The sequence below is a fragment of the Aliinostoc maniaoense genome (genome assembly GCF_058172895.1).
The window spans coordinates 708,772-734,236 of sequence record NZ_CP187952.1 but is presented as its reverse complement, the minus strand read 5'-3'; the positions used below and the strand labels follow the sequence as shown (position 1 = coordinate 734,236).

The window sequence follows — 25,465 nt, the reverse complement described above, 5'->3', positions numbered from 1 at the left end:
TCCCATCTCATAGCCCTACTGGCATAGGAGCGCGAGAGCGTTGTAGGTCATATTCGGCTGGTTTTAGCAGCGATCGCCCAGTCATTTCTGGTGGTTGGGGTAGTTGTAAAATGTCTAGAATTGTGGGGGCGATGTCAGCTAACTTTCCATCACTCCGCAATTCAACATTTGTACCATAGCCAGGGATTTTGGCTTTTTCACCTTCCACTAAAATTAGGGGAACTGGGTTAGTTGTGTGAGCTGTCCAGGAATTACCTGCTTCATCTAGCATATACTCAGCGTTGCCGTGGTCGGCGGTAATAATTGTCGTACCACCTGCTTTGCTCACACCTTCTAACAGGCGGCCTAAACAATTATCTACTGTCTCAATGGCTGTGACAGTAGCATCCATTTGACCAGTATGACCCACCATATCTGGGTTAGCATAATTGATCACTACCAAGGAGTAGATGCCTTTGGCAATGGCGGCGATCGCTACATCAGTTACGGCTGCGGCTGACATGGTCGGGGCTTTGTCATAAGTCGCTACCATTGGACTGCTGACTAATTCCCGGTCTTCTCCCGCAAATGGTTCTTCTAAACCCCCGTTAAAGAAATAGGTAACGTGGGCATACTTTTCGGTTTCAGCAGTTCTAAATTGCTTTAAACCATGATTGGCGATGACTTCACCCAGAATATTACTGAGATTTTGTGGTTCAAAAGCTACATTTACAGCCAAATCGCCATCATACTGGGTAAATGTCACAAACGACAGAGGCTTGATTTGCTCTCTGGGAAACCCTGTAAATTCTTCGCTGACGAAGGCTTGAGTTAATTGTCTGGCACGGTCAGGGCGGAAGTTGAAGAATATCACCCCGTCTTCTGGCTCTACTGCACCAGGAGCAATCCGCACTGGGACGATAAATTCATCAGTCACGCCTTCCGCATAGGACGCTTCCAAGACATCCACAGCTTTACGCCCATCACCTTCGCCAACTTGTGTCATGACGTTGTAGGCTTGCTGGACTCGATCCCAACGGCGATCTCGATCCATTGCATAGTAGCGACCACTAACAGTTACAATGCGTCCAATGCCTACACGGTTGATGTAGTCTTCTATCGCACTGATGGCTTTGATTCCGTCTGTGGGTGCAGTGTCACGCCCATCAGTGATAGCGTGGATACAAACTTCTGAAATTCGCTGATCTTTGGCTAAGTCAAGTAGTCCGAACAGATGGGTTATATGTGAGTGTACTCCCCCCTCAGAACACAGCCCAACTACATGCAGCTTGCCATTCCGAGAGCGAACTTCCTGGCAAATTTTGACAAGAGCTGAGTTGCTGAGGATAGAACCATCCTCCACAGCATCAGAAATGCGTACCAATTCTTGTGGTACGACTCGACCTGCGCCGATGTTCAAATGGCCAACTTCTGAGTTACCCATTTGACCCTCTGGCAATCCTACGGCTTTCCCTGATGTGTGGATGAGGGTATGCGGGTAAGCTGCCCATAAACTTTCCATTACTGGCGTTTTGGCAGCGATAATAGCGTTTCCTCGCTTCTCCTCGCAGTAGCCCCATCCGTCTAAAATGACTAGCACCACAGGAGCAACAGGTGCTTTGGTCATAGTAAAATTGCCCTTTACTTTTTGTAATAACCGAATGATACCACTGCTACCCACCACTGCAAGTGAATTTGTGCTTATTAACTTTTTTTATGACATAATTCCATATTTTTTAGCTTTTCTTAAAAACTGAGTAATTGTTGCATATCTTTTGTGATATGCAACCTGTTCCAAAAGCTTAATAGCAGCATGGAAAAACTACTATTAATTTGTGTGTTTTATTTCTTTTTCCCAGATGCTTTAGCGGCTTTGGCAGCTTTTTTAGCAGCTTTTTCCGCAGCGATCGCTTCTAATCTTGCCGCTTCTTTTTCTTCGGCAATTTTTCCGAGATAATAGTGGTAATCACCGAGATAAACCCTAAATTCCCCATCCCGAATTTCTACAATTTTATTTGCAACCTGGGAAATAAAATAGCGGTCGTGGGAAACTATAATCGCTGTGCCATCATAGTTTTGCAGTGATTCTTCTAACATTTCCTTGGCGGGAATGTCAAGGTGATTTGTTGGCTCATCCAGAATAATTAAGTTTGCAGGACAAAGCAGCATTTTTGCTAATGCTAAACGCGCTTTTTCGCCCCCACTTAATGCACCAACTTGCTTAAATACTGTGTCTCCACTAAATAAAAACTTTCCTAATAAGGTGCGGACATCTTCATTTTTCCAATCGGGAACTTCATCATGAATTGTTTCCATGACTGTTTTGTTTAAATCCAAAGCTTCTGCTTGGTTCTGCTCGAAATAGCCAGGAATGACATGATGTTCCCCTAATTCAACCTTACCTTCGGTGGGTGGTTCTAAACCCATAATCATTCGCAATAAGGTAGATTTGCCTGCACCATTGTGACCCAGGAAGGCGATGCGATCGCCTCTTTCAATCAACAGATTTGCACCCAAAAATAAAATCTTGTCGCCGTAGATATGGGTTAAGTCTTTAATTCTGACTACTTCTCTCCCACTCCGAGGCGCAGGGGGAAAGCGGAAATGCAAAGTTCTGACGCTAGCTGTAGGTGCTTCGATGCGTTCGATTTTGTCTAGTTGCTTTTCGCGGCTTTTAGCTTGGGTGCTACGGGTTGCACTAGCACGGAATCGATCCACAAACGCCTGTTGCTTCTCGATTTCTTTTTGCTGACGTTCGTAAGCACTCAGTTGTGCTGATTGATTTTCAGCTTTTTGTTCGAGATAGGCCGAATAATTTCCTAAATAAGTTGTGGAAACACCGCGTTCAGTTTCGACAATTTGGGTGCAGAGACGATCAAGAAACTCTCGGTCATGGGAAACTATCACCATTGGGGTAGTTAAACCTTTGAGGTAATTTTCTAACCACTCAATGGTTTCTAAATCGAGGTGGTTTGTAGGTTCGTCCAGTAGTAAGACATCGGGTTTTTGCAGCAGGATTTTACCCAAACTCATCCGCATTTGCCAACCACCAGAAAAAGCACTTACGAGGCGATCGCCGTCTTCTGGCTCAAATCCCATTTCTGGGAGAATTTTCCCGATGCGTGCTTCTAAACCGTAGCCGTCTAAAGCTTCAAACTGACGCTGTAAGCGATCTAATTTATTAATTAGCGCGTCTAGTTCTTCAGGAGTTGCCGTTTGCATCTCATGCTGTATCTGCGTCAAAGCCAGTTGTACTGCGTTAGCTTCCTTAAATACAGTCCAAAATTCTTCTCTAACCGTGCGGCCTGGATCTACTTCAAACTCTTGATTCAGGTAAGCTATGTGCAGACTAGCAGGACGAATAATTTCACCAGCCGTCGGTTCAATTTCCCCCATGATGATTTTCAGTTGGGTGGATTTTCCGGCACCGTTCACACCGACTAAACCAATGCGATCGCCAGACTTGACTTCCCAGTTGATATCTTTGAGAACTTCGCCTGTAGGATAAATTTTACTAATATGTTCTAGTCGCAGCATTGAGTTTTTCTTGGTTAGGAGTTAAGGAATTATGGACAGTTGTGGACGAAGCACCAGCACTGTGTCCAATATTAACAAAAATTAACCAAGAATTGCTGTCAGAAACTCTTTTTAGACAAACAATAATCCTGTTTGAGCAATTGAAACAGCCACTTGCTACATTTTCGCTCTAAAACTGCTACGAAATAAACACCTTCCTCTCTCTTTTCTGTCACCTATTACCCTTCACTTGTCGCCTGTACAGCCTGCTGTACTTCCTCAACACTTAATTCTAGAGCTTGTGCTATCTGTTCTATTGTCAAGCCTACTGCTAACATTGGCGGTACAGCTTTTAACTTACCTATACGCACACCCTCTTCTCTACCTTCTTGGAAAACATCCTGAAAATATCGGGTATTCCTTAACTCACTGAGGCTAAACATTTCCTCTAGCTCCTCCTTAGTGATTGTTGCTACGAAATAAACACCTTCCTCTCTCTTTTCTGTCACCTATTACCCATCACCTGTCGCCTGTACAGCCTGCTGTACTTCCTCAACACTTAATTCTAGAGCTTGTGCTATTTGTTCTATTGTCAAGCCTGCTGCTAACATTGGCGGTACAGCTTTTAATTTACCTATACGCACACCCTCTTCTCTACCTTCTTCTCTACCTTCTTCCTTACCTTCTTCTCTACCTTCTTCTCTACCTTCTTCTTTACCTTCTTGGAAAACATCCTGAAAATATCGGGTATTCCTTAACTCACTGAGGCTAAACATTTCCTCTAGCTCCTCTTTAGTGATTGTGGGCAACTTATACAACAAGATAGTCTCTATTAATTGTAATAATTGCTGTTGTTTTCTGGGTGAGTCTATTTCTAATTTTGTTCTTTCTACTAAATTTCTAGCTGTGGTAATGGCTGTATCTTCAGATGCCACAATTAATTTAACAGTTGCAATACCAATGGGTAAAGGTGAATCTGTACTTAACTCATCTAGGTAAATCCGTCTAATTCGTTGACTAATGAAAAATTCTCTGTAATGTTTAATATCTCCTATATCTATACTTCTGTTTGGGTATAAAACCACAGCACTCCAATCGTTTACAGGTTGATTTTGACGTAGATATAAGCATATTTCTGCCATCAAACGTGAATAAATTCCGTCATCAGCTTGAAATTGCACCTCTACAAAGTAAATTGGTTGCTCATTTTCTCTATTGGGAACAAACACACCATCAATTCTAAAGGCTGTTTGCTTAATTTCGATGGACGAAAATTGGTAAATGCTAGCAACATCTGGTGAATTTCCAATCAACTCAAAAAAGATATCTGGAAATTCTTGAAATAAACGATAAAAAATGCTGTCTGTTTTCACAATTGTTTACAATATATTGAGTTACTTATATATTGTTTTCTTCTTCTGAACCATCTCGCACCTCTAACAATCGCTCTTTTGTGATTCCTAGTACGCGTGTGAGTGGTAATAGTAATTTATCATCAAATGCTTCACCTGCATAGATGCTGTTTAATTCTGCGGGAGAAATTTTGAAGGTATCACAGAACTTTGTAAACTCCAAATCACTCAAATCTAGTTCTGCTTGTCGTTCTTTTAATAAAAGTGCGATCGCTCTAGTTCCATGCTTAGGACGTTCACTCACTTGTATATATTTTTTGATTAAATTATTAACTAAATTAATATCTTTCCCAGCAACTTTTAATAAATCAACACAAGCTCTTTTTAAAGCTTTTTTTAAAACTTCATCTTCATTAAGAAATTGTATGACTTCATTTGCATATTCTTGCTTAAAAAAACCAACCAAATCACCTTTATGATAAATAGGAACATAACTATCTTGAATATTTGCTTCCCAGTCTAAAGGTTCATTGCGTAGAGACATCATTGCACCTAATTAAATTTGATGCTCACCATTTTAGAAGCATTTACACTAACTCGTCATTGTTGAAATTTGGGATAAATGGTGCATAATTTAAATTTCAACTTTTTGAAAAAATAGGTGATCTAAATTCTGACCTATTCCCATGTTCTAAATTCATCTCTTCAAATGGTAAGAAAAATCTACATAATTAATTGATTTAACTAGCCTTAGCTTCCTCATCTGACGACTGTGCCACAGCCGCCAGTCTATCAGCCGCCGCTTGTACTACCAGAGCAACTTGACTTAGAGGCATATGCTTGATTTGTCGTAAAATTAAATTTAAGTCAGAAATTTCTTGTACTGGTTTACCCTCTAAACAACAGAGTAACTCCTCCATTGTGTAGCCTGCTTTCGCTGCGATTTGAGCCAGATTTTCTGTATCTGGCACTTTTACACCCTTCTCCCACATCTGAACGGCAGTCGCAGAAACTCCCAGCGATTTACCAAAGGCTCGCTGACTCAACGAACCACGAGCCGATTTAATGATTTCAATCAGTTTTTGTCTGCTTTCAACGTTCACGGCTTTTCTGGCTAGTCAACTGTATTTACAAATTTAGTTGTAACACTATCCGTTGACATTTTGATTGACAGAGTTTGGTTTTAGCTGTAATGTATATAATCTAAGTTTTAATATTGCAACTAAAGTAATAGGTAAAATTACTCTAAAGTAAGTGGTCTTGAGCGCAAATTAATGTTTCAAGGCTGCAATGCCAGTGCGTGTAATCAGAACAGGTGCATCATGTCTCGCAAGTTACGCAGAATTAATCAATATCGCCGTAAGAATAAAAATTTAATTGCAGCTAATAAAATTAAACCACAAAAGTGGTGCATATCTCACACTGAGGCACAAGCAGCTTTAAATGCTCAAGGTTATAACGTCAAACAAATTAAGAAAATCTATTGTCTGAAACATCAAGTTTGTATATCTTTTTGGGATATTAAAGGCAATATATGCAGCAGCTTTTTTAGTTACCGAATTTTTCTGCGTTGGCAAAAGGAAGTAGAAAGTTTAATCTCTAACTGTCAAATTATTAAGGAATGGCAGAGGTTAAATTATCTCTTGAAATATGAATTTGTTTATTACCGATATTCTCAAGAGATGGAAGAAGAACTACAAGCGGCATTAGAAAACCGTATGAAAGTCTTAACAACAACAGCACCACAAGCAGTTTAGAAATTCAAGGTTGGTAGTGAGAACTAAAGTTATCAAAGAAGGACTAAAGTCCTTACTACGAACTGAATTTAATAAGTTATATTGATATACCAAAGATTTCATCAACGGTAATTGTGACATCAGGGAAGCCAGGAATTACTAAGGTTTCACCGCGAGTAAATTTGTGTATTTGCTGATATCCGGTGATAGTTGGTTGTTGATAAACTTCAATAGTTTGTTCGTTCATATCTATTAACCAAACTACAATTATATTTGCAATTGCATATAAAGGTATCTTGACTTCTCTGTCAAACTGAATTGTGGAGTCAGCGACTTCTACTAATAAGAAAATGTCCTGTGGTTGAGGATGTGCATTTTCATAAAAATCATCACGGGGTTTGATTAAGGCTACATCTGACTGAGGTTCGGAACTATCATCAAGTTCTACAGGGTCTTGAATAGCAATTAGAACTCTATTACCTAATTTATTAGCGAAAATTTTATTTAAACGTTTCACACAAGAGGCGTGTTTTGTTCCAATAGGTGACATCTCAATAATTTCTCCTCGGATCAGTTGCACCCGATCATCTTGTGTCAGGATTCCCGACTCAATCATTTTATGATATTGGTCTACTGTAAATTTTCGTCTTAATAACTGCACTGTCATAACTACCTCTACTGTCTCTTGTATCTTCATTATGGAACAAGTCCTATAGAGAAATTATGATCACCAAAGTTTGCATTTCTTCAAATAAAAAATTGGGTAGAGCGATCGCCCCACCCAACTTATAATAAATATTTACTAAAATCCTTAATTCGTACCAGAAGCCGCTAACTCTGCTAATCTTTCCTGCTGGTCTTGAGAAATACAAGATTGAATGAGTGATTCTATATCTCCTTCCAAAACAGGGTTAAGGGAGAAGTTTTGACCTAAACGGTGATCGGTGGCACGGTTATCTTTATAGTTATAAGTGCGGATTTTTTCTGAGCGTGATCCTGTACCAACTTGCGATCGCCGCATCGAAGTTACTTCTTCTTGTTGTTCTCGTAACTTCATTTCATACAGTTTCGCCCGCAGAATTTGCATCGCCCGTTCTTTGTTTTGCAACTGGCTGCGTTCTTCTGTACAGAAAATGCGGATTCCTGTTGGTTTGTGCATCAAGTCAACCGCAGTTTCTACCTTGTTGACGTTTTGTCCACCTGCACCACCGGAACGCGCTGTGGACATTTCAATATCTTTCGGGTCAATGTGAATTTCTACATCATCAACCTCTGGCATAATTGCGACTGTAGCCGTGGAGGTGTGAACCCTTCCCCCAGCTTCCGTAGCCGGTACGCGCTGCACTCGATGAACACCAGCTTCAAATTTCAGCTTACTGTAAACGCTCTCGCCTTGAATTTCGAGGATTACTTCTTTGAAGCCGCCCATTTCACCCAGAGACTCACTCACCAACTTGACTCGCCAACCTTGAGTATCAGCATAGCGAGAATACATCCGCAGTAAGTCTCCCGCCCAGATACTTGCTTCATCGCCACCAGTCCCAGCCCGAATTTCCAACATGATGTTTTTATCATCATTGGGATCACGGGGTAGCAGCAACACCTTCAAGCGGTTTTCTAAATATTCTATTTTTTCTTCTAATTCTTTTACTTCCAAAGCTGCCATTTCTTGCAACTCAGGATCGCCGTTTGCCTCTTTGAGTACCTGACGCGCCCCGATTAATTCTTCTTGTGCTGTTTTCCAAGTATCGTAGGTATTAACGACTTCTTCCAAGGAAGAACGAGACTTAGCAATTTTTTGATACTCATCAGGATTTTGAGCAGTATCAGGATCAGCTAGGCGACGAGTCAATTCATTGAAGGTTTGTTCAACGGATCTCAGTTTCTCCAGTAAGTATGTTTCAGCCATATCAGTGCAACGCTCCTTAAAAATAACAAGTTGGCTCAGGCATTAAATGACAATCGACCCAGCATTCGCAGGGTCGTCGTTAACAGCAGAGCCAACCGGCTACTTTTTCTTTTTGTCGCCTTGATTGCCAGACATACCGTATTTGCGAAGGAATCTTTCAACGCGTCCTTCGGTATCAATAATCTTCTGAGTACCAGTGTAAAAAGGGTGGTTTCCAGACCAAACATCTACGTGTAATTCAGGCTTGGTAGAACCAACAGTCATCACAACTTGACCGTTACAGTAAACTTTTGCTTCTGGATACCACTGGGGATGAATATCAGGTTTAGCCATTGTTCCTTTTGTGGTGAATCTATATAAATTATAACTTTTTGGTTGTAGTTAGGTACTAGGAAGAAGCAGAGGAGAAGGGTGCAGGGGTGCAGAGGAGAATATAATCTTCAATGCCCAATTTCCCATGCCCAATGCCCCATTCCCGATGCCCAAATTTTACCGCTTGGAGTATTGAGGAGCTTTACGAGCTTTGTGCAGACCATATTTTTTGCGTTCTTTTGCTCGTGGGTCACGAGTCAAGTAACCTTCAACCTTGAGGGGTGGACGGTTTTCGGGGTCTAGTTGGCATAAAGCACGGGCTACTCCCAAGCGTACAGAGTCAGCTTGTCCAGTTAAGCCGCCGCCTTCTGTTTTAACTAAAATGTCGTATTCGTTTTCTAGTCCTAAGGTTTCTAAAGGAGCTTTGATGACTCCCAAATAATTAGCATTGAATTGGAAGTACACGTCTCCGGGTTTACCATTGACAATCAATTGACCAGTACCGGGAACTAACCGTACCCGTGCTACTGCGGATTTCCGGCGACCAGTCCCCCAATACACGGCGCGGCCGCTATTTGCTTCTGCTACTACCATTAACTTTCTGCTCCGGGAATTGTATTGATGTTGAGTTCTTTGGGTTTTTGGGCTGCGTGGGGATGTGTAGGCCCAGCGTAGACTTTTAGTTTAGTAAACAACTGCTTACCCAAGCTATTTTTAGGTAACATACCTTTAACAGCGTGTTCTACAATTCTTTCTGGTAAACGCTGTTGCAGTTTAGCGAAGGTTTCAGTTTTCATCCCACCAGGGCGGCCAGAATGACGACGGTAAAGTTTTTGACTGCGTTTTTTACCTGTAACTGCTACTTTTTCAGCATTGACGACAATTACAAAGTCGCCTGTATCTAGGTGAGGAGTATAGCAAGCCTTGTTTTTACCTCTCAAAATCATTGCGATTTCAGTGGCGAGGCGACCGAGACGTTTATCTGTGGCATCTACTACGTACCACTCACGCTCAAGAGAGTCTTGAGGAGGAAGGTAGGTTTTAGTCATCATTGTGTATTGATCCTTTGTCATTTTTGTTTGAGTCAATAATTATCGGGCATTGGGTAGGCAGTGCGTTGCGGAGGTTTCCTCCGTTGTAGCAACTGCCGTCATTGGGGTAAAATCTAACTTGTTTTCTCTACTCCCAGTTCCTAGTCCCTAAATTAAATACTCTTAACTAATCACTAACTTTGGCATGGTGTCATACCAAACATCAGGGGAAAAGGGAAAGTCAGGGTAGCCGACGCGCAATAAACATAAGCCTTGCGGGGGTGCGGCATATTTGACTTCTTGGCGGCGTTGCTCTTTCCAGATGTCGGTGAAACTAGCGAGGGTTCTTTGTCCAGAACCTACCTGTGCTAGCATCCCTACTAACAACCGCACCATGCCATATAAAAATCCATCTGCTTGAATTTCAATATGGATAAACGACCCTTGGCGATGACACTCTGCTGCTTGCACTTCTACCCAGGAATGCGATCGCTTTGACCCGGCTCGATGAAAAGCTGCTAAGTCATGCTTTCCCAAAAGTGGTTTTAAGGCAGCTTGCATGAGTGATTCATCTAGGGGCGGATGATAATAATGCCAACTGAAGGATTTAACAAACAAGTTGGGACAACCTTCAGTATAGATGGTGTAGCGATACCGCCGATACGCGGCACTAAAACGAGCGTGCCAACGGTCACTAACACCAGCTGAAGCCCTGATTAATATATCGTCGGGCAAATAACTATTTAAAATTGCTGCCCACCTATGTGCCGGGATCAAACTTGCCGCATCAAAATGGGCTACTTGCGCTGCTGCGTGGACTCCGCTATCGGTGCGTCCTGCACCGTGGAGTGTCACATGATGTCCTAATATATTAGCGATCGCCTTTTCAATTTCTTCTTGCACTGTACGGTGCTGCTTTTGCCGTTGCCAACCATGAAAATGAGTGCCTAAGTATTGAATTACTAAGGCGACTCGCTGAGTTGGTGCTGGCTGGTGGCTCGCTAACATAGGATTTTGGTAAATAAAAAGCCAAAAGGTAAAAAATTTTTACTTTTTACTTTTTACTTCCCTACACTAGTTCAATGATTGCCATTTCCGCATTATCTCCCCGGCGAGGCACGGTATGGAGAATGCGGGTATAACCACCTTGACGATTAGCGTAGCGTGTCGGTGCTTGCTCAAATAGAGCATGAACTAGCTGTTTGTCGTAGATATAACCTAAAGCTTGACGACGTGATGCTAATGAACCGTCTTTAGCTAGAGTAATCATTTTATCTACTTCAGCGCGCAAAACCTTGGCGCGGACTAAGGTAGTGGTAATCTTACCATGACGAATCAGTTCAGTGGTGAGCGATCGCAGTAAAGCGCGACGCTGGTCAGCTGGTTTACTCAGTTTTTTAACCCGGCAACGGTGACGCATAAAAATCTACTGTGAAATTATGAACGACGGTTTTGTTTTAGCTGTGTTTAGAGCTTCTTTCTTGGGGCAAGGTAATACCTAGGCGGCGTTGCAAAGCTTCTACTACCTCTTCGGCTGACTTTTGACCGAAGTTTTTAATTTCTAACAAGTCTTCTTGTGTGAAATCTAATAAGTCTGCCACGGAGTTCACCTGCGCCCGCTTGAGACAGTTATAAGCCCGCACTGAAAGTTGTAATTCTTCAATGGGGATTTGCGCTGTTGGGTCATCGGGAATCTCGGAACTTGTATCTGTTGGTTCTAGCGAGATATCTTTCAAGGGATTGAATAGGTCTACCAAAATCCCAGCTGCTGAAGATAGTGCTTCTTGGGGTGAAAGACCACCATTTGTCCAAACTTCTATCAGTAGTCTGTCTTTGGTAATTGAGCCGTCCCCACGGGCTTCTTCAACGCTATAGTTAACTTTTCGCACTGGCATAAATACCGAATCAATTTGCAAAAAGTCTAAGGATGTAGCTTCCTCCCGTCCTCTTTCTACGGTGCGGTAGCCTTTACCTCTCTCAATCCGAAATTCCATTTCCAGTTTGCCCCCTTCGGCAATGGTGGCTATATACTGGGTAGGATCGATGACTTCTACTTCACTAGGCAAGTCGAAATGTGCTGATGTCACTGTTGCTGGGCCGTTCACTAGTAATCGGCCAATCTGGGGTTGAGAGGAGTAACTTTTGAGAATCACTTCCTTCATTCGCATCAGGATCTCTAGCACATCTTCCCGCACGCCCGGCACTGTGGCAAACTCGTGTGTCACCCCGGCAATTCTGACTGCTGTAACGGCTGTTCCTTCTAAATTTGACAGTAAAACTCGCCGTAGCGCGTTACCAACTGTTGTTCCTTGGCCACGTTCTAGCGGTTCTAAGATAAACTTACTGTAATGACTCCGACTTTCTTCTGTATTCGACTCTACACATTCAATTTGAAATTGCGCCACGGAGTAGCCTCCCTTATTTAAGGTGCTGCTAGCAGGCAAAAAGATTGCCTCTGGAATTTAATTTATTGCCTTTAGCTGGCTAGCGGTGGATCAAACTGCCAACTTCTGAGGGTAGTGATGTTTTCTCCGTCTATCTAGCTTACAGGCCTTGATTATAGTTTTGGGTGATTTTAACTCTAGCAGCCCTCCCCAATGGAAGAGCTGATGTATTTTTTGTCACCCCAGCTTTGGGAAATTTTTAGCTATCACCCTGCTTGATAGGTTGTGAACTCAACTTACCAGCAGTAATTGCAGGTGACTTTTGTGGCTAAAACTGGCCAAGAGTTGTATGTTTAAACTCGGCGGCGTTTGGGTGGACGGCAACCATTATGAGGAATTGGTGTGATATCCCGAATTAGTGTAATTTCCAATCCTGCTCCTTGAAGAGCGCGAATTGCAGTTTCTCGCCCTGCACCTGGGCCACTTACCATGACCTCAATTTGGCGCATTCCTTGGTCTATTGCTCTGCGAGCAGCACTTTCAGCAGCTGTTTGGGCTGCAAAAGGTGTTCCCTTCTTTGCACCTTTGAAGCCGCTAGAACCAGCACTTGCCCAGGAGATCACATCTCCGTTTTGATCGGTGATAGTGACAATGCTATTGTTGAAAGTAGACTGGATGTAGGCCATCCCATTGGGGACGTTACGCTTTTGTTTCTTACTCCCAGATTTTTTAGTCGGTTGTCTTGCCATATTTGTTCAATTAATTTAAAGGAAAACTTGCTGCATTTAGCAAGCATAGGAAAATTACTTACCAGGAGCTTTCTTCTTACCAGCTACTGTCTGCCTTCTACCCCGACGGGTTCTAGCATTGGTGCGAGTTCTTTGTCCTCTGACTGGCAAGCCCATGCGATGACGACGACCTCTATAAGTACCGATGTCCACCAATCGCTTGATGTTCATTGCTTCCCAGCGTCGCAAATCACCCTCAACTTGATAGTTGCTTTCTATTTCTGCGCGCAAGGCAGCGACATCAGCATCGCTTAATTCTTTCACACGAGTGTCAGGATTAACCCCTGTTGCCGCTAGAATCTCTTGCGACCTAGTTAATCCAATTCCGTAAATATAGGTCAGACCAATCTCAACGCGCTTATCGCGTGGCAGGTCTACTCCGGCAATACGTGCCACAATTCATCTCTCCCTAATCTTTATTGCAGTTGCTGATGGAAAAACGCGGTTTACACGTTTATACTTTGTTCAGTGATAGAGAAGCCTATCCTTGACGTTGTTTATGTTTGGGGTTGACGCAAATCACCATGACGCGACCACGGCGTTTGATCACGTTACATTTTTCACAGATTTTTTTGACTGAAGCTCTAACTTTCATGCCTTTTGTAAATGACTCCAAATATTAAATTATAGCATTTCTAGGAAAATTTATGCAATTAAGTCAATGGGTAACACCCAAATAAATTGTTTTGTGGTAGACTTCCATACATATATCTACTTTTTCCGCAGTCGATAAGTGATTCTGCCTTTTGTGAGGTCATAAGGAGTTAGTTCTACTTTGACGCGATCGCCAGGCAAAATTTTGATATAGTTGCGCCTAATTTTCCCAGAAATATGTGCTAAAACATTAAATCCATTGTCCAAATCAACCCGGAACATTGCATTTGGCAATGATTCGGTGACTGTACCTTCCATTTCAATCAAATCTTGCTTAGACAAGTTTTTCCCTCAATTCAACAGTTTTTTTGCTCGGTTGCAGCACTCCTCTGCAAGAGAACATAATTAGAGAAATATATCAACAGTTTCTTAATATATCTTATCTAAAATTGTCTAGCATTCTGAATAATAAGGGAGTAGTGGTTTGAGAATTTTTGACCGCCTACCCCCTATCTACAGTCTATGAACCTACGACAGTTTGTAATTCAATAGTGACTTCTGCTTGGGATTGGTCGCCATTGACAGTGAGGAGTTTATGGCGATCGCGGTAATAATCAATTAATGGTGCAGTTTCGTTGCGGTAAACTTCTAGACGACGACGAATTACGTCTTCGCTGTCGTCTTTACGTCCCCTAGCTAGTAAGCGTTCTACTACAACTGTATCTGGTGCATCTAAATTGACTACTTTTTCGCCACCTTGACCAGTTTTTTGCAACAATTCCTCTAAAAAAGCTGCTTGTGTCACTTTGCGGGGAAAACCGTCTAAAATCCAGCCAGATTTAGCATCTTGTTGGTCTAAACGTTCCGCCACTAGGTCTTGTACCAGCTGGTCAGGGACTAACTCACCGCTATCAACATAGCTTTGAGCTTTAATGCCTAAAGGAGTTTGCTCTTTCATGGCTTGCCTCAATATTTCCCCCGTGGAAATATGAGGAATATCTAAATGTTCAGCCAAAATTTGAGCTTGAGTTCCTTTACCTGCTCCAGGCGGCCCCAAGAAGATTAATCGCGTCACTATTGCTTCACCATTCCTTCATATCGCTGAGAAATCACATAGGTTTGGACTTGTTTGGCAGTATCGATTGCCACCCCAACCAGAATCAGCAAAGATGTAGCACCTAGTCCTTTGAAGGTTGGCACTTTCAAAGCACTTTCTACAGCTGTGGGAATAATGGCAACCAAGCCCAAAAAGATAGCACCTAAAAATGTGAGTCGGTTAATAACCCGCTCAATATACTCACTTGTAGCTTTTCCTGGACGAATCCCCGGAATACTAGAACCCATTTTCTTCAAGTTCTGGGCTACATCAACTGGGTTGACAATTAATGAAGAGTAGAAGTAGCTAAAGAAAACAATTGATGTTAAATAAACAAGAGCGTAGACCCAAGGTGCAGAACCACCAGGACTCAAATAGGTGTTGACAATATTTGCCAGGTCAGGGTTTTTTGTAAAGTTGGCAATTAATAGAGGCAAACTGAGAATGGCAGCCGCAAAAATAATCGGCATTACCCCCCCAGAATTTAAACGCAGGGGTAAGTAGCTGCGTTGTTCTGCTAATACTCTTCTACCTACCTGACGACGGGCGGAAATAATCGGGATGCGACGGATGCCTTCCTGAACAAAGACAATACCCACAATGGTGGCCAGGAACACTAATACTAAGACAATTACCCGTCCAACTATTTCTCTACCACCAACTTGCACTAAGTCAATGGTGTCACCTAAAGATTTGGGTAAGGAAGCGACAATGTTGACAAAAATCAACAAAGATGCACCATTCCCAATACCTCGTTCTGTGATCAGTTCCGAAGCCCACATTACAAACATAGAACCAGCTGTCAGGGCGATCGCGGTTTCTGCTACAAATATAGGGCCGGGTTTTAAAGCAAACTGTTGGAGAAACAAAGCCGAGAAAGCTACACTTTGAATAATTGCCCAACCTAGTGCCACATAGCGGGTAATTTGGGAAATTTTCCGCCGACCAGCTTCCCCTTCATTTTTCTGTAAATTTTCTAAAGATGGAATGGCCGCTGTCAGCAATTGGATAATAATGGACGCATTAATAAAGGGCAGAATCCCTAAGGCAAAGACCCCTAATGTGGAAAGTCCCCGTCCAGAGAAAATATCCAACAAACCGAATATAGAATTATTGCCCGATATAGCTTCAGCGAACCTACTTCTATCTATTCCTGGTACGGGCAAAAATATACCCAGGCGAACCAAAATTAAAATACCGACAGTGACAAGCAGCCTACCTCTCAGTCCAGCTGCTTGTGCCATCTGCATAAAAGTTTCTTGAGCCGTTGGGGCTTTATCTCGACTGATCATAGAGTGCTACCTTTATCGTGAACCAGACGCTGGAAGCAAGTTGGCTAGTATTTTAAGTGCGCTGTTCTGGCTCAACCTAAAATTTCACAACTCCCTCCAGCTGCTTCAATTTTGCTCCGAGCTTGTCCTGTAAAAGCTGCTGCTTTCACTGTAAGTGCCACGCCTAATTCTCCATTACCCAAAACTTTCAATGGGCCTTTGGTAGCAGTAAGAATACCTGCTGCTTTCAAGGATTCCAATGTTACTTCTGTGTTGGCAGGAAGAGAGGCTAGCTTCTCTACATTAATCGTAGTGTAAATTTTCCGATTAACTACAGGAAAGCCCTTGAGTTTGGGTATGCGGCGGTACAATGGCTGTTGACCCCCTTCAAAACCTGGTCTAGTACTGCTACCAGAACGGGCTTTTTGACCTCTCATACCTGCACCGGCACTGGCACCTTGCCCAGCAGAAATACCTCTACCGACGCGGCGGCGGCGTTTTTTAGAGCCTTTTTGGGGCTTTAGATCGTTGAGTCTCATGGTGTATATTGATACCAGTTTACACAAACATTTTGTCACACTAGCTCTACTGGACGTAGAGTTTTTCAATACCAATGCCCCGGTCTTCAGCCACTTCGGTTAAGGTACGCAGGGTAGATAAGGCGTTGACTGCGGCTCTAGCATTATTGAGTGGGTTGTTTGACCCTAGTTGTTTTGCTAGAACATTACGGACTCCGGCTAATTCTAAGACAGTACGGACAGCACCACCTGCAATTACCCCAGTACCGGGAGCGGCTGGACGCATGATCACTTTAGCACCGCCACCTACACCATCAATGGGGTGAGGAATCGAGTTAGATTTGGTGATGGGGATATCTATCAGGTGTTTTTTGCCGTCGGCGACACCTTTTTTCACAGCACCAATGACATCGGAGGCTTTCCCTACTCCTACACCAACTTGACCGCGTTCGTTACCGACGACCACAATGGCACGGAAGCTCAGTTTTTTACCACCTTTAACTACCTTACTCACCCGACGTATTTGGATGACTCTTTCTTGCCAGTTGGTTTCTTCTTTTTTTGCGCGATTAGCTTTACGACGACCAGTTGCCATAATCTATGCTCTCTATTTAGTCAATAGTCAATAGTCAATAGTCAATAGTCAATAGTCACTTACTTTTGACTTTTGACCTGAGACTGTTGACGGTTTAAAAATCTAAGCCTGCTTCGCGTGCGGCTTCCGCTAGGGCTTGAATGCGACCATGATATAAGTTACCACCACGGTCAAAGACGACTTTAGTGATGCCTTTTTCTAGCGATCGCACGGCAATTAATTTACCAACTTTTGCTGATGCTTCACAGGTAGCACCTGAAGCTAAACTGGATTTTAAATCTGCTTCTAGTGTTGATGCTGCTGCTAAAGTTTGATGCTGAGTATCATCAATGACTTGAGCATAGATATGCTCATTTGAGCGGAATACGGCTAACCGTGGACGTTCTGATGAACCTTTGACTTTGCCGCGAATGCGTCTGTGACGACGCTGTTTTGATTCCCTACGAGTAAGTTTCATAGCTTATTTCTTACCTTTACCTCCGGTCTTACCAGCTTTACGTCTGACGACCTCGCCCGCATAGCGAATACCTTTACCCTTGTAAGGCTCTGGTGGACGAACGGCACGGATTTTAGCTGCTGTATTGCCGACAATTTCTTTGTCGTAACCAGTAACAATTACGTTGGTGTTATTTTCGACAGCAAACTGAATCCCTTCTGGTGGTTCAATTTGGATTTGATGGCTATAACCCATGTTCAGCACTAGGTTACGCCCTTGCACTTGCGCCCGATAACCCACACCTTGGATTTCTAAGCGTCGTTGAAAACCTTGGGATACTCCCTCGACCATGTTAGCGACTAAAGTCCGGCTTAAACCGTGCATTTGTCTGGAGGTACGAGAGTCATCCTTGCGAGTTACTTGTAAGATTTCTCCCTCTTGAGAAACGATGACATTGGGGGATAAATTGCGGGAAAGTTCACCTTTTGGGCCTTTGACAGCAATTTTTGTACCATCAATAGTCACTTGTACTTTGGGAGGAACAGTAATTGGACGTTTACCAATACGAGACATGACTTTTTGACCTTTATTATTCGTCTATAGTCCATAGTCTGTAGTCAATAAGGTTGACTGTTGACTGTTGACTGTTGACAACTACCAGACGTAGCAGAGGATTTCACCACCTAGGTTCTGACGACGCGCTTCGCGGTCAGTCATAATTCCACTGGAGGTGGAAATGATGGCAATACCAATACCGCCTAGTACCCTTGGTAATTCTTTTCTGTTGGAGTAAACCCGTAAGCCTGGTTTACTCACCCGTTTGAGTGCAGTAATCAGGGGTTGGCGATTTTTACCTTTGTATTTCAGAGAAATTACTAGGTTGCGTTTTACGCCTTCTCCATCTTCTGTATATTCAGCAATAAAACCTTCTTCCTGTAGCACTTTAGCAATACTACGCGTCATTTTTGTAGCAGGCACTTGTGTAGTTTGATGCCTTGCCATGTTGGCATTGCGGATGCGCGTTAGCATATCTGCAATTGTGTCGTTAGCCGCCATCGTTCCCTCTTTAGATGAACTTATTGATCGCGAAAGGGCATTCCAAATTCTTTAAGTAAAGCGCGGCCCTCTTCGTCGGTTTTTGCTGTGGTGATAATGGAAATATCTAAACCACGGATTTGATCGATGCTGTCGTACTCGACTTCTGGAAAGATTAGCTGTTCTCTGACGCCGAGAGTATAGTTACCGCGACCGTCGAAGCTTTTGGGGCTGATGCCGCGAAAGTCTCTAATTCTGGGCAGTGCCAGGCTAATCAATCGGTCGAGAAAAGCATACATTCTCTCGCCTCTGAGAGTTACCATGATGCCAACAGGCATACCTTGACGAATTTTAAAGCCAGCGATCGCTTTTTTGGCTCTGGTGACTACTGGCTTTTGTCCAGTAATTATCCCAATTTCGCTTAAGGATGCTTCTAGTGCTTTGGCATTTTGCGCCGCTTCCCCTAGACCTCGGTTGACAGTAACTTTCACCAATTTTGGCACTTGATGAACGTTAGTGTACTGAAACTGATTGGTCAGTTTAGGGACAATGGTTTCTTGATATAAGCTTTTGAGTCTTTGTGTCGCCATAGTTTTTTGTCCTGATTTTCCCTGGTCTTGGTCAGGGAAACTGATTTTCAATTCAAAGTTCAAAATTCTAAATTCAACAGTTTATTTGTGAGTTTTTCCTTTTGACTTTGGCTTTTTATCTAGCTATCAAGAATTTCACCAGTTTTCTTGAGTTTTCTGACCTTTTTCCCTTCTGCGGTGAAGGTGTAGCAGACACGACTAGCAACGTTTTGCTTGGTGGAATACAGCATGACGTTAGAGCTATGAATCGGAGCTTCTTGGGTAACAATCCGCCCTGATTCGCCTTCCTGTTGGGGCTTGACGTGCTTAGTTTTAATATTTACACCTTTGACGATGATTTTACTCAATTGGGGCAGTGCTTTGATCACTTCACCCACTTTACCTTTGTCTTTGCCAGCAATCACTTGTACTGTGTCGCCAGTTTTGACGTGCATTTTGTAGAATTTGGGTTGTTCTTTTTGGTTTCCCATTACAGCACCTCTGGAGCTAGAGAAACAATTTTGGTGAAGCTCTTTTCACGCAATTCCCGTGCTACTGGGCCAAATACCCGTGTACCTTTGGGATTACCTTCTTTATTGATAATCACGGCTGCGTTATCATCGAAGCGAATGCTCATACCACTATCACGCTTGATATTGTGACGGGTGCGGACAATCACAGCTTCAACAACATCAGATTTTTTGACTGCCATGTTGGGAATAGCATCTTTGACAACAGCGATAATTCTATCGCCCACAAAACCGTAACGTCTGTTACCCGCGCCTAAGACGCGAATACACATCAGTTTGCGTGCGCCGCTATTATCTGCCACATTCAGGTAAGTTTGGGGTTGAATCACAATCGGTCTCCCTTATGCACAACTTTTAAGTTGTAGCTTTAGTATTGAGGATTTCGGCCACTTGCCAGCGTTTGGTTTTACTCAGGGGTCTGGTTTCCTGAATCCGCACGCGATCGCCCACTTTACATTTATTTTCTTCGTCATGGGCTTTGTAACGCCGGGTGTTGACTACAATCTTGCCGTACTTGGGATGGGGAGCGCGGTTTTCTACGGCAACAACTACCGTCTTTTGCATTTTGTCGCTCACTACCAAGCCAACTCGTTCTTTGATTGCCATAATCTCCTACTTTGATTCTTGAGGCGGTTGACTTGCTGCCCGTTTCCTTTCTCCTTCTACTGTTAGTAGTTGGGCAAGACGATGGCGGGCATGGCGGAACTGGTGGGGTTTTTCTAATTGTCTGGTGGCTTTTTGCAAGCGCAACTGAAACAGTTGTTTTTTCACCGCAGTAATTTCCTCGGCCAGTTGCTCGTCGCTTAGTTCTCTAGCTTCTGAAATTTTGGGAAGAGGCATAACCTACTCCTGCTCCTCTACTTGCGATCGCACAATAAACTTGGTCTTGATGGGTAGCTTGTAGGCTGCTAAACGCATAGCTTCCCGGGCTACTTCTTCAGAAACGCCTGCGATTTCAAACATAATCCGTCCTGGCTTAACTACAGCTACCCAAAACTCTGGATTACCTTTACCTGAACCCATCCGGGTTTCAGCAGGACGCATGGTGACGGGTTTATCTGGGAAAATGCGAATCCAGATTTTACCGCCCCGGCGGATGTAGCGAGTCATTGCCCGACGGGAAGCTTCGATTTGCCGGGAAGTAATCCAAGCTGGTTCTTGTGCTTGGAGGGCAAAATCTCCAAAGTTGAGGGTGCTACCACGATGGGCTAGACCAGTCATCCGTCCGCGTTGTTGTTTGCGGAATTTAGTTCTTCTAGGACTTAACATGACTTTTACTAGGGATTAGGGATGAGGGATTGGGGATGAGGGATTGGGTATGGTTGTTTGCCCAGTCACCAGTCACCAGTCCCCTGTTATCCTTCATTGGAACGGTCTTCAAACTGCTGACGACGACGTTGTTGTTGACGACGGCGAGGTTCACGGGCGGCTGGTTGGGACGGGGCTTCTTCCTGTCCAGGAATAATTTCGCCTTTGAATACCCAAACTTTGATTCCTAAAATGCCGTAAATAGTTTTGGCTGTGCAGTAAGAGTAGTCAATGTCAGCCCGTAAGGTATGCAGGGGTACTCTACCTTCACGAGTCCACTCTGTCCGGGCAATTTCTGCACCGTTGAGCCGTCCACCAACTTGTACTTTAATGCCTTGAATCCCTGCTCGTTGAGCGCGTTGAATTGCTTGTCTGACTACTCGCCGGAAGGAAACACGGCGTTCTAGTTGTTGGGCAATATATTCTGCAATCAAGTAGGCATCAGCATCAACTTTTTGGACTTCCACGACATTAATGCGGATTTGGCGTTGACCGCCTAGCAAGTCTTGTAGTCCTGTACGTAATGCTTCAATCCCTTGACCACCGCGACCTACTACTACGCCTGGGCGAGCAGTACGTACTTCTAGATCGATTTGGTCTGCTTTTCTTTCAATCCGCACTTCGGAAATACCGGCATTATTTTGAGCATATCTACCCAATTTCTGCTCAATGTATTTACGGAGTTTGTGGTCTTCTTGTAAAAGTTCTGGATAGCGATCGGGATCAGCAAACCAGCGTGATTGGTGTTCTTGGGTAATTCCCAGGCGGAAGCCAACTGGATGAATTTTTTGTCCCACAAATGTTTCCTCTAAAATTTCTCACTTTACGCAATTTTTTGTGTATATAAATTACTTAGCATTAGCATCGGCTGCCACAGCCAAGGTAATATGACACGTTGGTTTGCGAATTTGGTAAGCTCTACCTTGCGCTCTAGGTTGGAAACGTTTTAGTACGGGGCCTTGATCAGCGTATGCCTGAGTAATCACTAATTGAGTGCGATCTAATCCTGCATTATGCTCGGCGTTAGCTGCCGCACTTCTGAGGAGTTTTATCACAGGCTCAGTGGCTCTATAGGGCATAAATTCTAGGATAATTAGTGCCTCTCGATAGGAGCGACCACGAATTTGATCAAGGACACGACGTACTTTGTAGGGAGAGATGCGTATATAACGGGCGATCGCCTTTACTTCATTAGTATCAGTAGCCATATGTTTCTCCATTTTGGTCATTGGTTATTGGTCATTTGTCATGCGTCTTCAGCTAATGACTAATGACTAATGACTAATGACTATCTCCCCGATTTTTTGTCAGTTTTGCCGTGGCCTCTATAAGTGCGTGTAGGAGCAAATTCTCCCAACTTATGCCCTACCATTTGGTCACTGACAAATACAGGAACGTGCTGTCTCCCGTTGTGAACTGCGATGGTGTGGCCTACCATTTCTGGCAAAATTGTTGAAGCTCTCGACCAAGTTTTAATCACTTGTTTTTCGTTTTTAGCATTCAATTTTTCAATTTTGCTTAACAAATGATCCGCAACAAAAGGACCTTTTTTTAGAGAACGACCCATAGTTTGATTTTGGATTTTGGATTTTGCGGAAAGTTCTGTAGGTGGGTTTCCCACCCTAGAAAACTTTTCAAGACGGATTTTGGATTGCAAATTGAGAATTTCGGATTTTGGATAAATATGTATCTGATGAGCAGGCAAAAATTATTAATGCTCAACTACCAGACCCAATCTCAAATCCAAAATTTAAAATCTAAAATTCTAAGACTCACGACCACCACGTCCGCGCTTAGAAGATTTCCGACGACGACGAACAATCAATTTACTGCTAGCTTTCTTGGGTTTACGTGTTTTCGCACCCAAGGTTGGTTTACCCCAAGGAGTTACAGGGCCGGATCTACCAATAGGCGCTCTACCCTCACCACCGCCGTGGGGGTGGTCTACAGGGTTCATGACGCTACCTCTAACTTTGGGACGACGACCTTTCCAACGGTTTCTGCCAGCTTTACCTGCACTCAGGTTTCTAGCATCGGTATTCCCAACTTGTCCGATGGTGGCGTAGCATTCCCGCCGAATCATACGGACTTCACCTGAAGGTAACTTGAGTGTTACGTAATTCCCTTCTTTAGCCATAACTTGGGCTGTAGCACCAGCAGCACGGACGATTTGACCGCCTTTGCCAGCGATTAATTCTACGTTGTGAACGTTAGTACCTAAAGGAATGTTGGCTAAGGGTAAAGCGTTACCATCTTCAAAGGGAGATTCTGGCCCAGCCATCACTGTTGTGCCTACTTTTAACCCATTGGGATGCAAGATATACCGCTTTTCACCATCTTCATAAGATAGCAAAGCAATACGGGCGTTCCGGTTGGGATCGTATTCAATGGCTATAACTGTAGCTGGAATGTTACGTTTATCCCGTTTAAAGTCAATGATCCGATAAAGTCTCTTGTGTCCGCCACCCCGACGACGGCTAGTAATCCGTCCTTGGTTATTGCGACCTTTGGCACGGTGTTTATATACTGTAAGTGACTTTTCTGGTTCGGTTTTGGTAATTTCCGCAAAGTCAGAGATAGTAACTTGGCGAGTACTGGGGGTATAAGGACGATAAGAACGAGTACCCATGATATCTTAGACCTCTGGGAATAGTACTTGTCTAATTTTCTCTACATCCCCAGCTGCGACAGTGACGATCGCTTTTTTATATTGGGGCTTAAAACCAATGAATTTGCCAACCCGTTTCTTTCTCCGGGGTGGTAATGTGGTGTTCACTTTCACAACCTTGACCTGAAATAAGTCTTCGATTGCTGCCTTGATTTGGGTTTTATCGGCTTTGGGAACAACTTCAAAGGTGTATTTATTTTGCTCCATCAGAATCGTCGCTTTTTCGGTGACGATGGGGCGACGTATTAAATCAGGAAGGTTGCGGGGGTCGAATTTAGCCACTGTAGACCTCCTGAATTTTATCTAAAGCTGATGTTGTGATCACGATTTTGTCAGCGTGTAGCATATCGTAAACATTCAGTTGATCCGCCGCAAGTACCTTGAGGTTTTCTACGTTGCGCGCTGACAAATAAATGTTTTCCGCTACCTCAGACAAAATTAACAGTGTCTTATTTTCTGGTGCAGCACCCCAACGGGTTAGGGCTGCTAATAAGTCTTTAGTCTTAGGACGGGATAGCTCGTTGTTAAATTCTTCTACTACAATTAAGTCGTCTATACGGCTGACGAGGGCTGTCCGCAATGCTAGCCGTCTTTCTTTGCGGTTCATTTTTAGGTTGAAATCTCTGGGTTTAGGCCCGAAGATCACACCACCACCACGCCACAATGGCGAACGAATAGAACCAGCACGAGCGCGACCAGTACCTTTTTGTCGCCAAGGTTTGCGACCACCACCACGGACTTCTGCACGAGTTTTAGTGCTGGCATTTCCTTGACGAGAGTTGGTCATTTGCCTGACTAGGGCGCGGTGGACAATATGAACCGCCGTTTCTTCTTTGGCAGTTCTCAAGTTGAACTCTTTTTGCCCAACTTGTTCTCCTTGCCAATTTTTAACTACACTTTCAACCATCTTTGTGTCCTTATTTCAGTTAACAGTTAACAGTTAACGGTTAACACTCAGCACTATTTACCAACTAGCTTGGCTGGCACAATATTCAGCAATGCCCCTGGCTTGCCAGGTACAGCTCCTTTAATCAGCAACAAATTACGTTCAGTATCAACTTGCACTACGGTTAACTTTTTGATGGTGACACGGCTACCACCTAAACGCCCTGCCATCCGTTTACCTGGATAGACACGACCTGGGGTTGTACCAGCCCCAATAGAACCGGGCGCTCTATGGTTTTTAGAACCATGTGACATCGGCCCGCGACCAAAGTTATTACGCTTTTGGTTGCCTGCAAAGCCGCGACCGATACTTGTACCGATAACGTCTACAATTTGACCTGCACTAAAAATATCTGCTTTAATTTCTTGACCTAAAGCATAATCACTAGGGCTATCTGTGTGATACTCTTTGATATGCTTTAATGCTGGGGCTGAGGACTTAGCCAAGTGACCCAGCAATGGCCTATTGAGTGCTTTGGGCTTAACTTCTTTATAACCAACTTGAATAGCTGTGTATCCATCGGTTGGTTTTGATTTTATTTGGGTAACTACGCATGGCCCAGCTTGGACGACGGTGACAGGAATTGCTACTCCTGCTTCATCAAAGATTTGGGTCATACCCAGTTTTGTGCCGAGAATGCCTACAGACACGGTAACTGGCTCTCCTTTCTACTTGCTGACCTTGAAATTGGGTGTTTAAGCACAGAGTGTATTCATGCGGGTGGGGATGGACGAATCTCCGAAATCGCCAGCAGTTTTTGCTGTTGACGATACTCCCGGATACAACAAGCTGTGTTGTTAGTGGCTGGTGATTTTCTTTAGTTGCACTCACTTTTTCACCAGCACAGCCACAAGTGCCTTCTTTAAAGAAGGAATAACTTCTGGTATCAAGG

General features: G+C 43.5%; 39 protein-coding genes. 1 reads left to right on the top strand and 38 read right to left on the bottom strand.

Annotation, left to right across the window (positions count from 1 at the left end; all coding sequences use genetic code 11):
- Positions 1 to 7: 7 nt before the first annotated feature.
- The 6 genes from gpmI to ACPZ3T_RS03250 all read right to left on the bottom strand — a co-directional run bounded on the left by gpmI (position 8) and on the right by ACPZ3T_RS03250 (position 5,950).
- Complete coding sequence (gene gpmI / locus ACPZ3T_RS03275; protein WP_490273550.1) at positions 8 to 1,606, bottom strand: 2,3-bisphosphoglycerate-independent phosphoglycerate mutase; 1,599 nt, start codon at positions 1,604 to 1,606, stop codon at positions 8 to 10.
- A gap of 215 nt (positions 1,607 to 1,821) precedes the next feature.
- Positions 1,822 to 3,516, bottom strand: coding sequence for an ABC-F family ATP-binding cassette domain-containing protein (locus ACPZ3T_RS03270; protein WP_490273549.1), 1,695 nt, complete (start codon positions 3,514 to 3,516; stop codon positions 1,822 to 1,824).
- Between the two features lie 218 nt (positions 3,517 to 3,734).
- A complete protein-coding gene (locus ACPZ3T_RS03265) occupies positions 3,735 to 4,004 on the bottom strand; it encodes a hypothetical protein (protein ID WP_490273548.1) in 270 nt (89 codons plus the stop codon).
- A gap of 3 nt (positions 4,005 to 4,007) precedes the next feature.
- Positions 4,008 to 4,868 (bottom strand): Rpn family recombination-promoting nuclease/putative transposase, encoded by an 861-nt coding sequence (locus tag ACPZ3T_RS03260; RefSeq protein ID WP_490273547.1) that lies wholly within the window; start codon positions 4,866 to 4,868, stop codon positions 4,008 to 4,010.
- A gap of 25 nt (positions 4,869 to 4,893) precedes the next feature.
- Positions 4,894 to 5,394, bottom strand: a complete 501-nt coding sequence (locus ACPZ3T_RS03255) for a hypothetical protein (RefSeq protein WP_490273546.1) — start codon at positions 5,392 to 5,394, stop codon at positions 4,894 to 4,896.
- A gap of 193 nt (positions 5,395 to 5,587) precedes the next feature.
- The gene (locus ACPZ3T_RS03250; RefSeq protein WP_103140459.1) at positions 5,588 to 5,950 is read right to left on the bottom strand and encodes a helix-turn-helix domain-containing protein; all 363 of its coding nucleotides are present in this window, start codon (positions 5,948 to 5,950) and stop codon (positions 5,588 to 5,590) included.
- A 219-nt stretch (positions 5,951 to 6,169) separates the two neighbouring features.
- Here ACPZ3T_RS03250 and ACPZ3T_RS03245 point away from each other — a divergent pair, with 219 nt between their 5' ends.
- A complete protein-coding gene (locus tag ACPZ3T_RS03245; RefSeq protein WP_490273545.1) occupies positions 6,170 to 6,604 on the top strand; it encodes a hypothetical protein in 435 nt (144 codons plus the stop codon).
- Positions 6,605 to 6,680: 76 nt separating this feature from the next.
- On the opposite strand, the gene ACPZ3T_RS03240 is transcribed toward ACPZ3T_RS03245, so the two are convergent.
- The 32 genes from ACPZ3T_RS03240 to rplC form a co-directional block, all read right to left on the bottom strand.
- Positions 6,681 to 7,250: a Uma2 family endonuclease gene (locus ACPZ3T_RS03240; RefSeq protein ID WP_490277106.1), complete on the bottom strand. Its 570-nt coding sequence runs from the start codon at positions 7,248 to 7,250 to the stop codon at positions 6,681 to 6,683.
- Between the two features lie 144 nt (positions 7,251 to 7,394).
- Positions 7,395 to 8,492, bottom strand: a complete 1,098-nt coding sequence (prfA, locus tag ACPZ3T_RS03235; protein WP_490273544.1) for a peptide chain release factor 1 — start codon at positions 8,490 to 8,492, stop codon at positions 7,395 to 7,397.
- Positions 8,493 to 8,591: 99 nt separating this feature from the next.
- Positions 8,592 to 8,825 (bottom strand): 50S ribosomal protein L31, encoded by a 234-nt coding sequence (rpmE, locus tag ACPZ3T_RS03230; RefSeq protein ID WP_103140463.1) that lies wholly within the window; start codon positions 8,823 to 8,825, stop codon positions 8,592 to 8,594.
- 156 nt (positions 8,826 to 8,981) lie between these two features.
- Positions 8,982 to 9,398, bottom strand: coding sequence for a 30S ribosomal protein S9 (rpsI, locus tag ACPZ3T_RS03225; protein WP_490273543.1), 417 nt, complete (start codon positions 9,396 to 9,398; stop codon positions 8,982 to 8,984).
- Positions 9,398 to 9,853 (bottom strand): 50S ribosomal protein L13, encoded by a 456-nt coding sequence (gene rplM, locus ACPZ3T_RS03220; protein ID WP_490277105.1) that lies wholly within the window; start codon positions 9,851 to 9,853, stop codon positions 9,398 to 9,400. The genes rpsI and rplM overlap by 1 nt, the downstream gene beginning before the upstream one ends.
- A gap of 165 nt (positions 9,854 to 10,018) precedes the next feature.
- Entirely contained in the window at positions 10,019 to 10,843 is an 825-nt protein-coding gene (truA, locus tag ACPZ3T_RS03215) for a tRNA pseudouridine(38-40) synthase TruA (protein ID WP_490273542.1), read from the bottom strand.
- A gap of 61 nt (positions 10,844 to 10,904) precedes the next feature.
- Positions 10,905 to 11,255 carry a 50S ribosomal protein L17 gene (gene rplQ, locus ACPZ3T_RS03210; RefSeq protein ID WP_490273541.1) on the bottom strand — a complete coding sequence of 117 codons (351 nt, stop codon included), beginning with the start codon at positions 11,253 to 11,255 and terminating at the stop codon, positions 10,905 to 10,907.
- Positions 11,256 to 11,292: 37 nt separating this feature from the next.
- Positions 11,293 to 12,240 (bottom strand): DNA-directed RNA polymerase subunit alpha, encoded by a 948-nt coding sequence (locus ACPZ3T_RS03205; RefSeq protein ID WP_490273540.1) that lies wholly within the window; start codon positions 12,238 to 12,240, stop codon positions 11,293 to 11,295.
- A gap of 332 nt (positions 12,241 to 12,572) precedes the next feature.
- A complete protein-coding gene (gene rpsK, locus ACPZ3T_RS03200) occupies positions 12,573 to 12,968 on the bottom strand; it encodes a 30S ribosomal protein S11 (RefSeq protein WP_010998331.1) in 396 nt (131 codons plus the stop codon).
- 54 nt (positions 12,969 to 13,022) lie between these two features.
- Positions 13,023 to 13,403 carry a 30S ribosomal protein S13 gene (rpsM, locus tag ACPZ3T_RS03195; RefSeq protein WP_490273539.1) on the bottom strand — a complete coding sequence of 127 codons (381 nt, stop codon included), beginning with the start codon at positions 13,401 to 13,403 and terminating at the stop codon, positions 13,023 to 13,025.
- An 85-nt stretch (positions 13,404 to 13,488) separates the two neighbouring features.
- The gene (gene rpmJ, locus ACPZ3T_RS03190) at positions 13,489 to 13,602 is read right to left on the bottom strand and encodes a 50S ribosomal protein L36 (protein ID WP_015129703.1); all 114 of its coding nucleotides are present in this window, start codon (positions 13,600 to 13,602) and stop codon (positions 13,489 to 13,491) included.
- A 116-nt stretch (positions 13,603 to 13,718) separates the two neighbouring features.
- Entirely contained in the window at positions 13,719 to 13,943 is a 225-nt protein-coding gene (gene infA / locus ACPZ3T_RS03185; RefSeq protein ID WP_006276978.1) for a translation initiation factor IF-1, read from the bottom strand.
- A 178-nt stretch (positions 13,944 to 14,121) separates the two neighbouring features.
- Entirely contained in the window at positions 14,122 to 14,676 is a 555-nt protein-coding gene (locus tag ACPZ3T_RS03180; RefSeq protein ID WP_490273538.1) for an adenylate kinase, read from the bottom strand.
- Entirely contained in the window at positions 14,676 to 15,989 is a 1,314-nt protein-coding gene (gene secY, locus ACPZ3T_RS03175; protein WP_490273537.1) for a preprotein translocase subunit SecY, read from the bottom strand. The genes ACPZ3T_RS03180 and secY overlap by 1 nt, the downstream gene beginning before the upstream one ends.
- A gap of 71 nt (positions 15,990 to 16,060) precedes the next feature.
- On the bottom strand, positions 16,061 to 16,507 hold the full coding sequence (gene rplO, locus ACPZ3T_RS03170) for a 50S ribosomal protein L15 (RefSeq protein WP_490273536.1): 447 nt from the start codon (positions 16,505 to 16,507) through the stop codon (positions 16,061 to 16,063).
- A 46-nt stretch (positions 16,508 to 16,553) separates the two neighbouring features.
- Positions 16,554 to 17,081: a 30S ribosomal protein S5 gene (rpsE, locus tag ACPZ3T_RS03165; protein WP_490273535.1), complete on the bottom strand. Its 528-nt coding sequence runs from the start codon at positions 17,079 to 17,081 to the stop codon at positions 16,554 to 16,556.
- A 94-nt stretch (positions 17,082 to 17,175) separates the two neighbouring features.
- Positions 17,176 to 17,538 carry a 50S ribosomal protein L18 gene (gene rplR / locus ACPZ3T_RS03160; RefSeq protein WP_490273534.1) on the bottom strand — a complete coding sequence of 121 codons (363 nt, stop codon included), beginning with the start codon at positions 17,536 to 17,538 and terminating at the stop codon, positions 17,176 to 17,178.
- Positions 17,539 to 17,541: 3 nt separating this feature from the next.
- Positions 17,542 to 18,090, bottom strand: coding sequence for a 50S ribosomal protein L6 (gene rplF / locus ACPZ3T_RS03155; protein ID WP_490273533.1), 549 nt, complete (start codon positions 18,088 to 18,090; stop codon positions 17,542 to 17,544).
- Between the two features lie 81 nt (positions 18,091 to 18,171).
- Entirely contained in the window at positions 18,172 to 18,573 is a 402-nt protein-coding gene (gene rpsH, locus ACPZ3T_RS03150) for a 30S ribosomal protein S8 (RefSeq protein WP_490273532.1), read from the bottom strand.
- A gap of 20 nt (positions 18,574 to 18,593) precedes the next feature.
- Positions 18,594 to 19,142, bottom strand: a complete 549-nt coding sequence (gene rplE / locus ACPZ3T_RS03145; protein WP_490273531.1) for a 50S ribosomal protein L5 — start codon at positions 19,140 to 19,142, stop codon at positions 18,594 to 18,596.
- A gap of 119 nt (positions 19,143 to 19,261) precedes the next feature.
- Positions 19,262 to 19,612, bottom strand: a complete 351-nt coding sequence (gene rplX, locus ACPZ3T_RS03140; RefSeq protein WP_490273530.1) for a 50S ribosomal protein L24 — start codon at positions 19,610 to 19,612, stop codon at positions 19,262 to 19,264.
- Entirely contained in the window at positions 19,612 to 19,980 is a 369-nt protein-coding gene (rplN, locus tag ACPZ3T_RS03135; protein WP_490273529.1) for a 50S ribosomal protein L14, read from the bottom strand. The genes rplX and rplN overlap by 1 nt, the downstream gene beginning before the upstream one ends.
- A 25-nt stretch (positions 19,981 to 20,005) precedes the next feature.
- Positions 20,006 to 20,257 carry a 30S ribosomal protein S17 gene (gene rpsQ / locus ACPZ3T_RS03130; protein WP_490273528.1) on the bottom strand — a complete coding sequence of 84 codons (252 nt, stop codon included), beginning with the start codon at positions 20,255 to 20,257 and terminating at the stop codon, positions 20,006 to 20,008.
- A gap of 6 nt (positions 20,258 to 20,263) precedes the next feature.
- Positions 20,264 to 20,491 (bottom strand): 50S ribosomal protein L29, encoded by a 228-nt coding sequence (rpmC, locus tag ACPZ3T_RS03125; protein ID WP_490273527.1) that lies wholly within the window; start codon positions 20,489 to 20,491, stop codon positions 20,264 to 20,266.
- Positions 20,492 to 20,494: 3 nt separating this feature from the next.
- Entirely contained in the window at positions 20,495 to 20,920 is a 426-nt protein-coding gene (gene rplP / locus ACPZ3T_RS03120; RefSeq protein WP_490273526.1) for a 50S ribosomal protein L16, read from the bottom strand.
- An 86-nt stretch (positions 20,921 to 21,006) separates the two neighbouring features.
- Positions 21,007 to 21,756, bottom strand: a complete 750-nt coding sequence (gene rpsC, locus ACPZ3T_RS03115) for a 30S ribosomal protein S3 (RefSeq protein WP_490273525.1) — start codon at positions 21,754 to 21,756, stop codon at positions 21,007 to 21,009.
- Between the two features lie 51 nt (positions 21,757 to 21,807).
- Complete coding sequence (gene rplV / locus ACPZ3T_RS03110; RefSeq protein ID WP_490273524.1) at positions 21,808 to 22,167, bottom strand: 50S ribosomal protein L22; 360 nt, start codon at positions 22,165 to 22,167, stop codon at positions 21,808 to 21,810.
- 80 nt (positions 22,168 to 22,247) lie between these two features.
- Positions 22,248 to 22,526 carry a 30S ribosomal protein S19 gene (gene rpsS, locus ACPZ3T_RS03105; RefSeq protein ID WP_490277104.1) on the bottom strand — a complete coding sequence of 93 codons (279 nt, stop codon included), beginning with the start codon at positions 22,524 to 22,526 and terminating at the stop codon, positions 22,248 to 22,250.
- A gap of 198 nt (positions 22,527 to 22,724) precedes the next feature.
- The gene (gene rplB / locus ACPZ3T_RS03100) at positions 22,725 to 23,588 is read right to left on the bottom strand and encodes a 50S ribosomal protein L2 (protein WP_490273523.1); all 864 of its coding nucleotides are present in this window, start codon (positions 23,586 to 23,588) and stop codon (positions 22,725 to 22,727) included.
- 6 nt (positions 23,589 to 23,594) lie between these two features.
- A complete protein-coding gene (locus ACPZ3T_RS03095; RefSeq protein ID WP_490273522.1) occupies positions 23,595 to 23,909 on the bottom strand; it encodes a 50S ribosomal protein L23 in 315 nt (104 codons plus the stop codon).
- Positions 23,902 to 24,534: a 50S ribosomal protein L4 gene (rplD, locus tag ACPZ3T_RS03090; protein WP_490273521.1), complete on the bottom strand. Its 633-nt coding sequence runs from the start codon at positions 24,532 to 24,534 to the stop codon at positions 23,902 to 23,904. The genes ACPZ3T_RS03095 and rplD overlap by 8 nt, the downstream gene beginning before the upstream one ends.
- 53 nt (positions 24,535 to 24,587) lie before the next feature.
- A complete protein-coding gene (rplC, locus tag ACPZ3T_RS03085) occupies positions 24,588 to 25,223 on the bottom strand; it encodes a 50S ribosomal protein L3 (RefSeq protein ID WP_490273520.1) in 636 nt (211 codons plus the stop codon).
- Positions 25,224 to 25,465 lie beyond the last annotated feature (242 nt).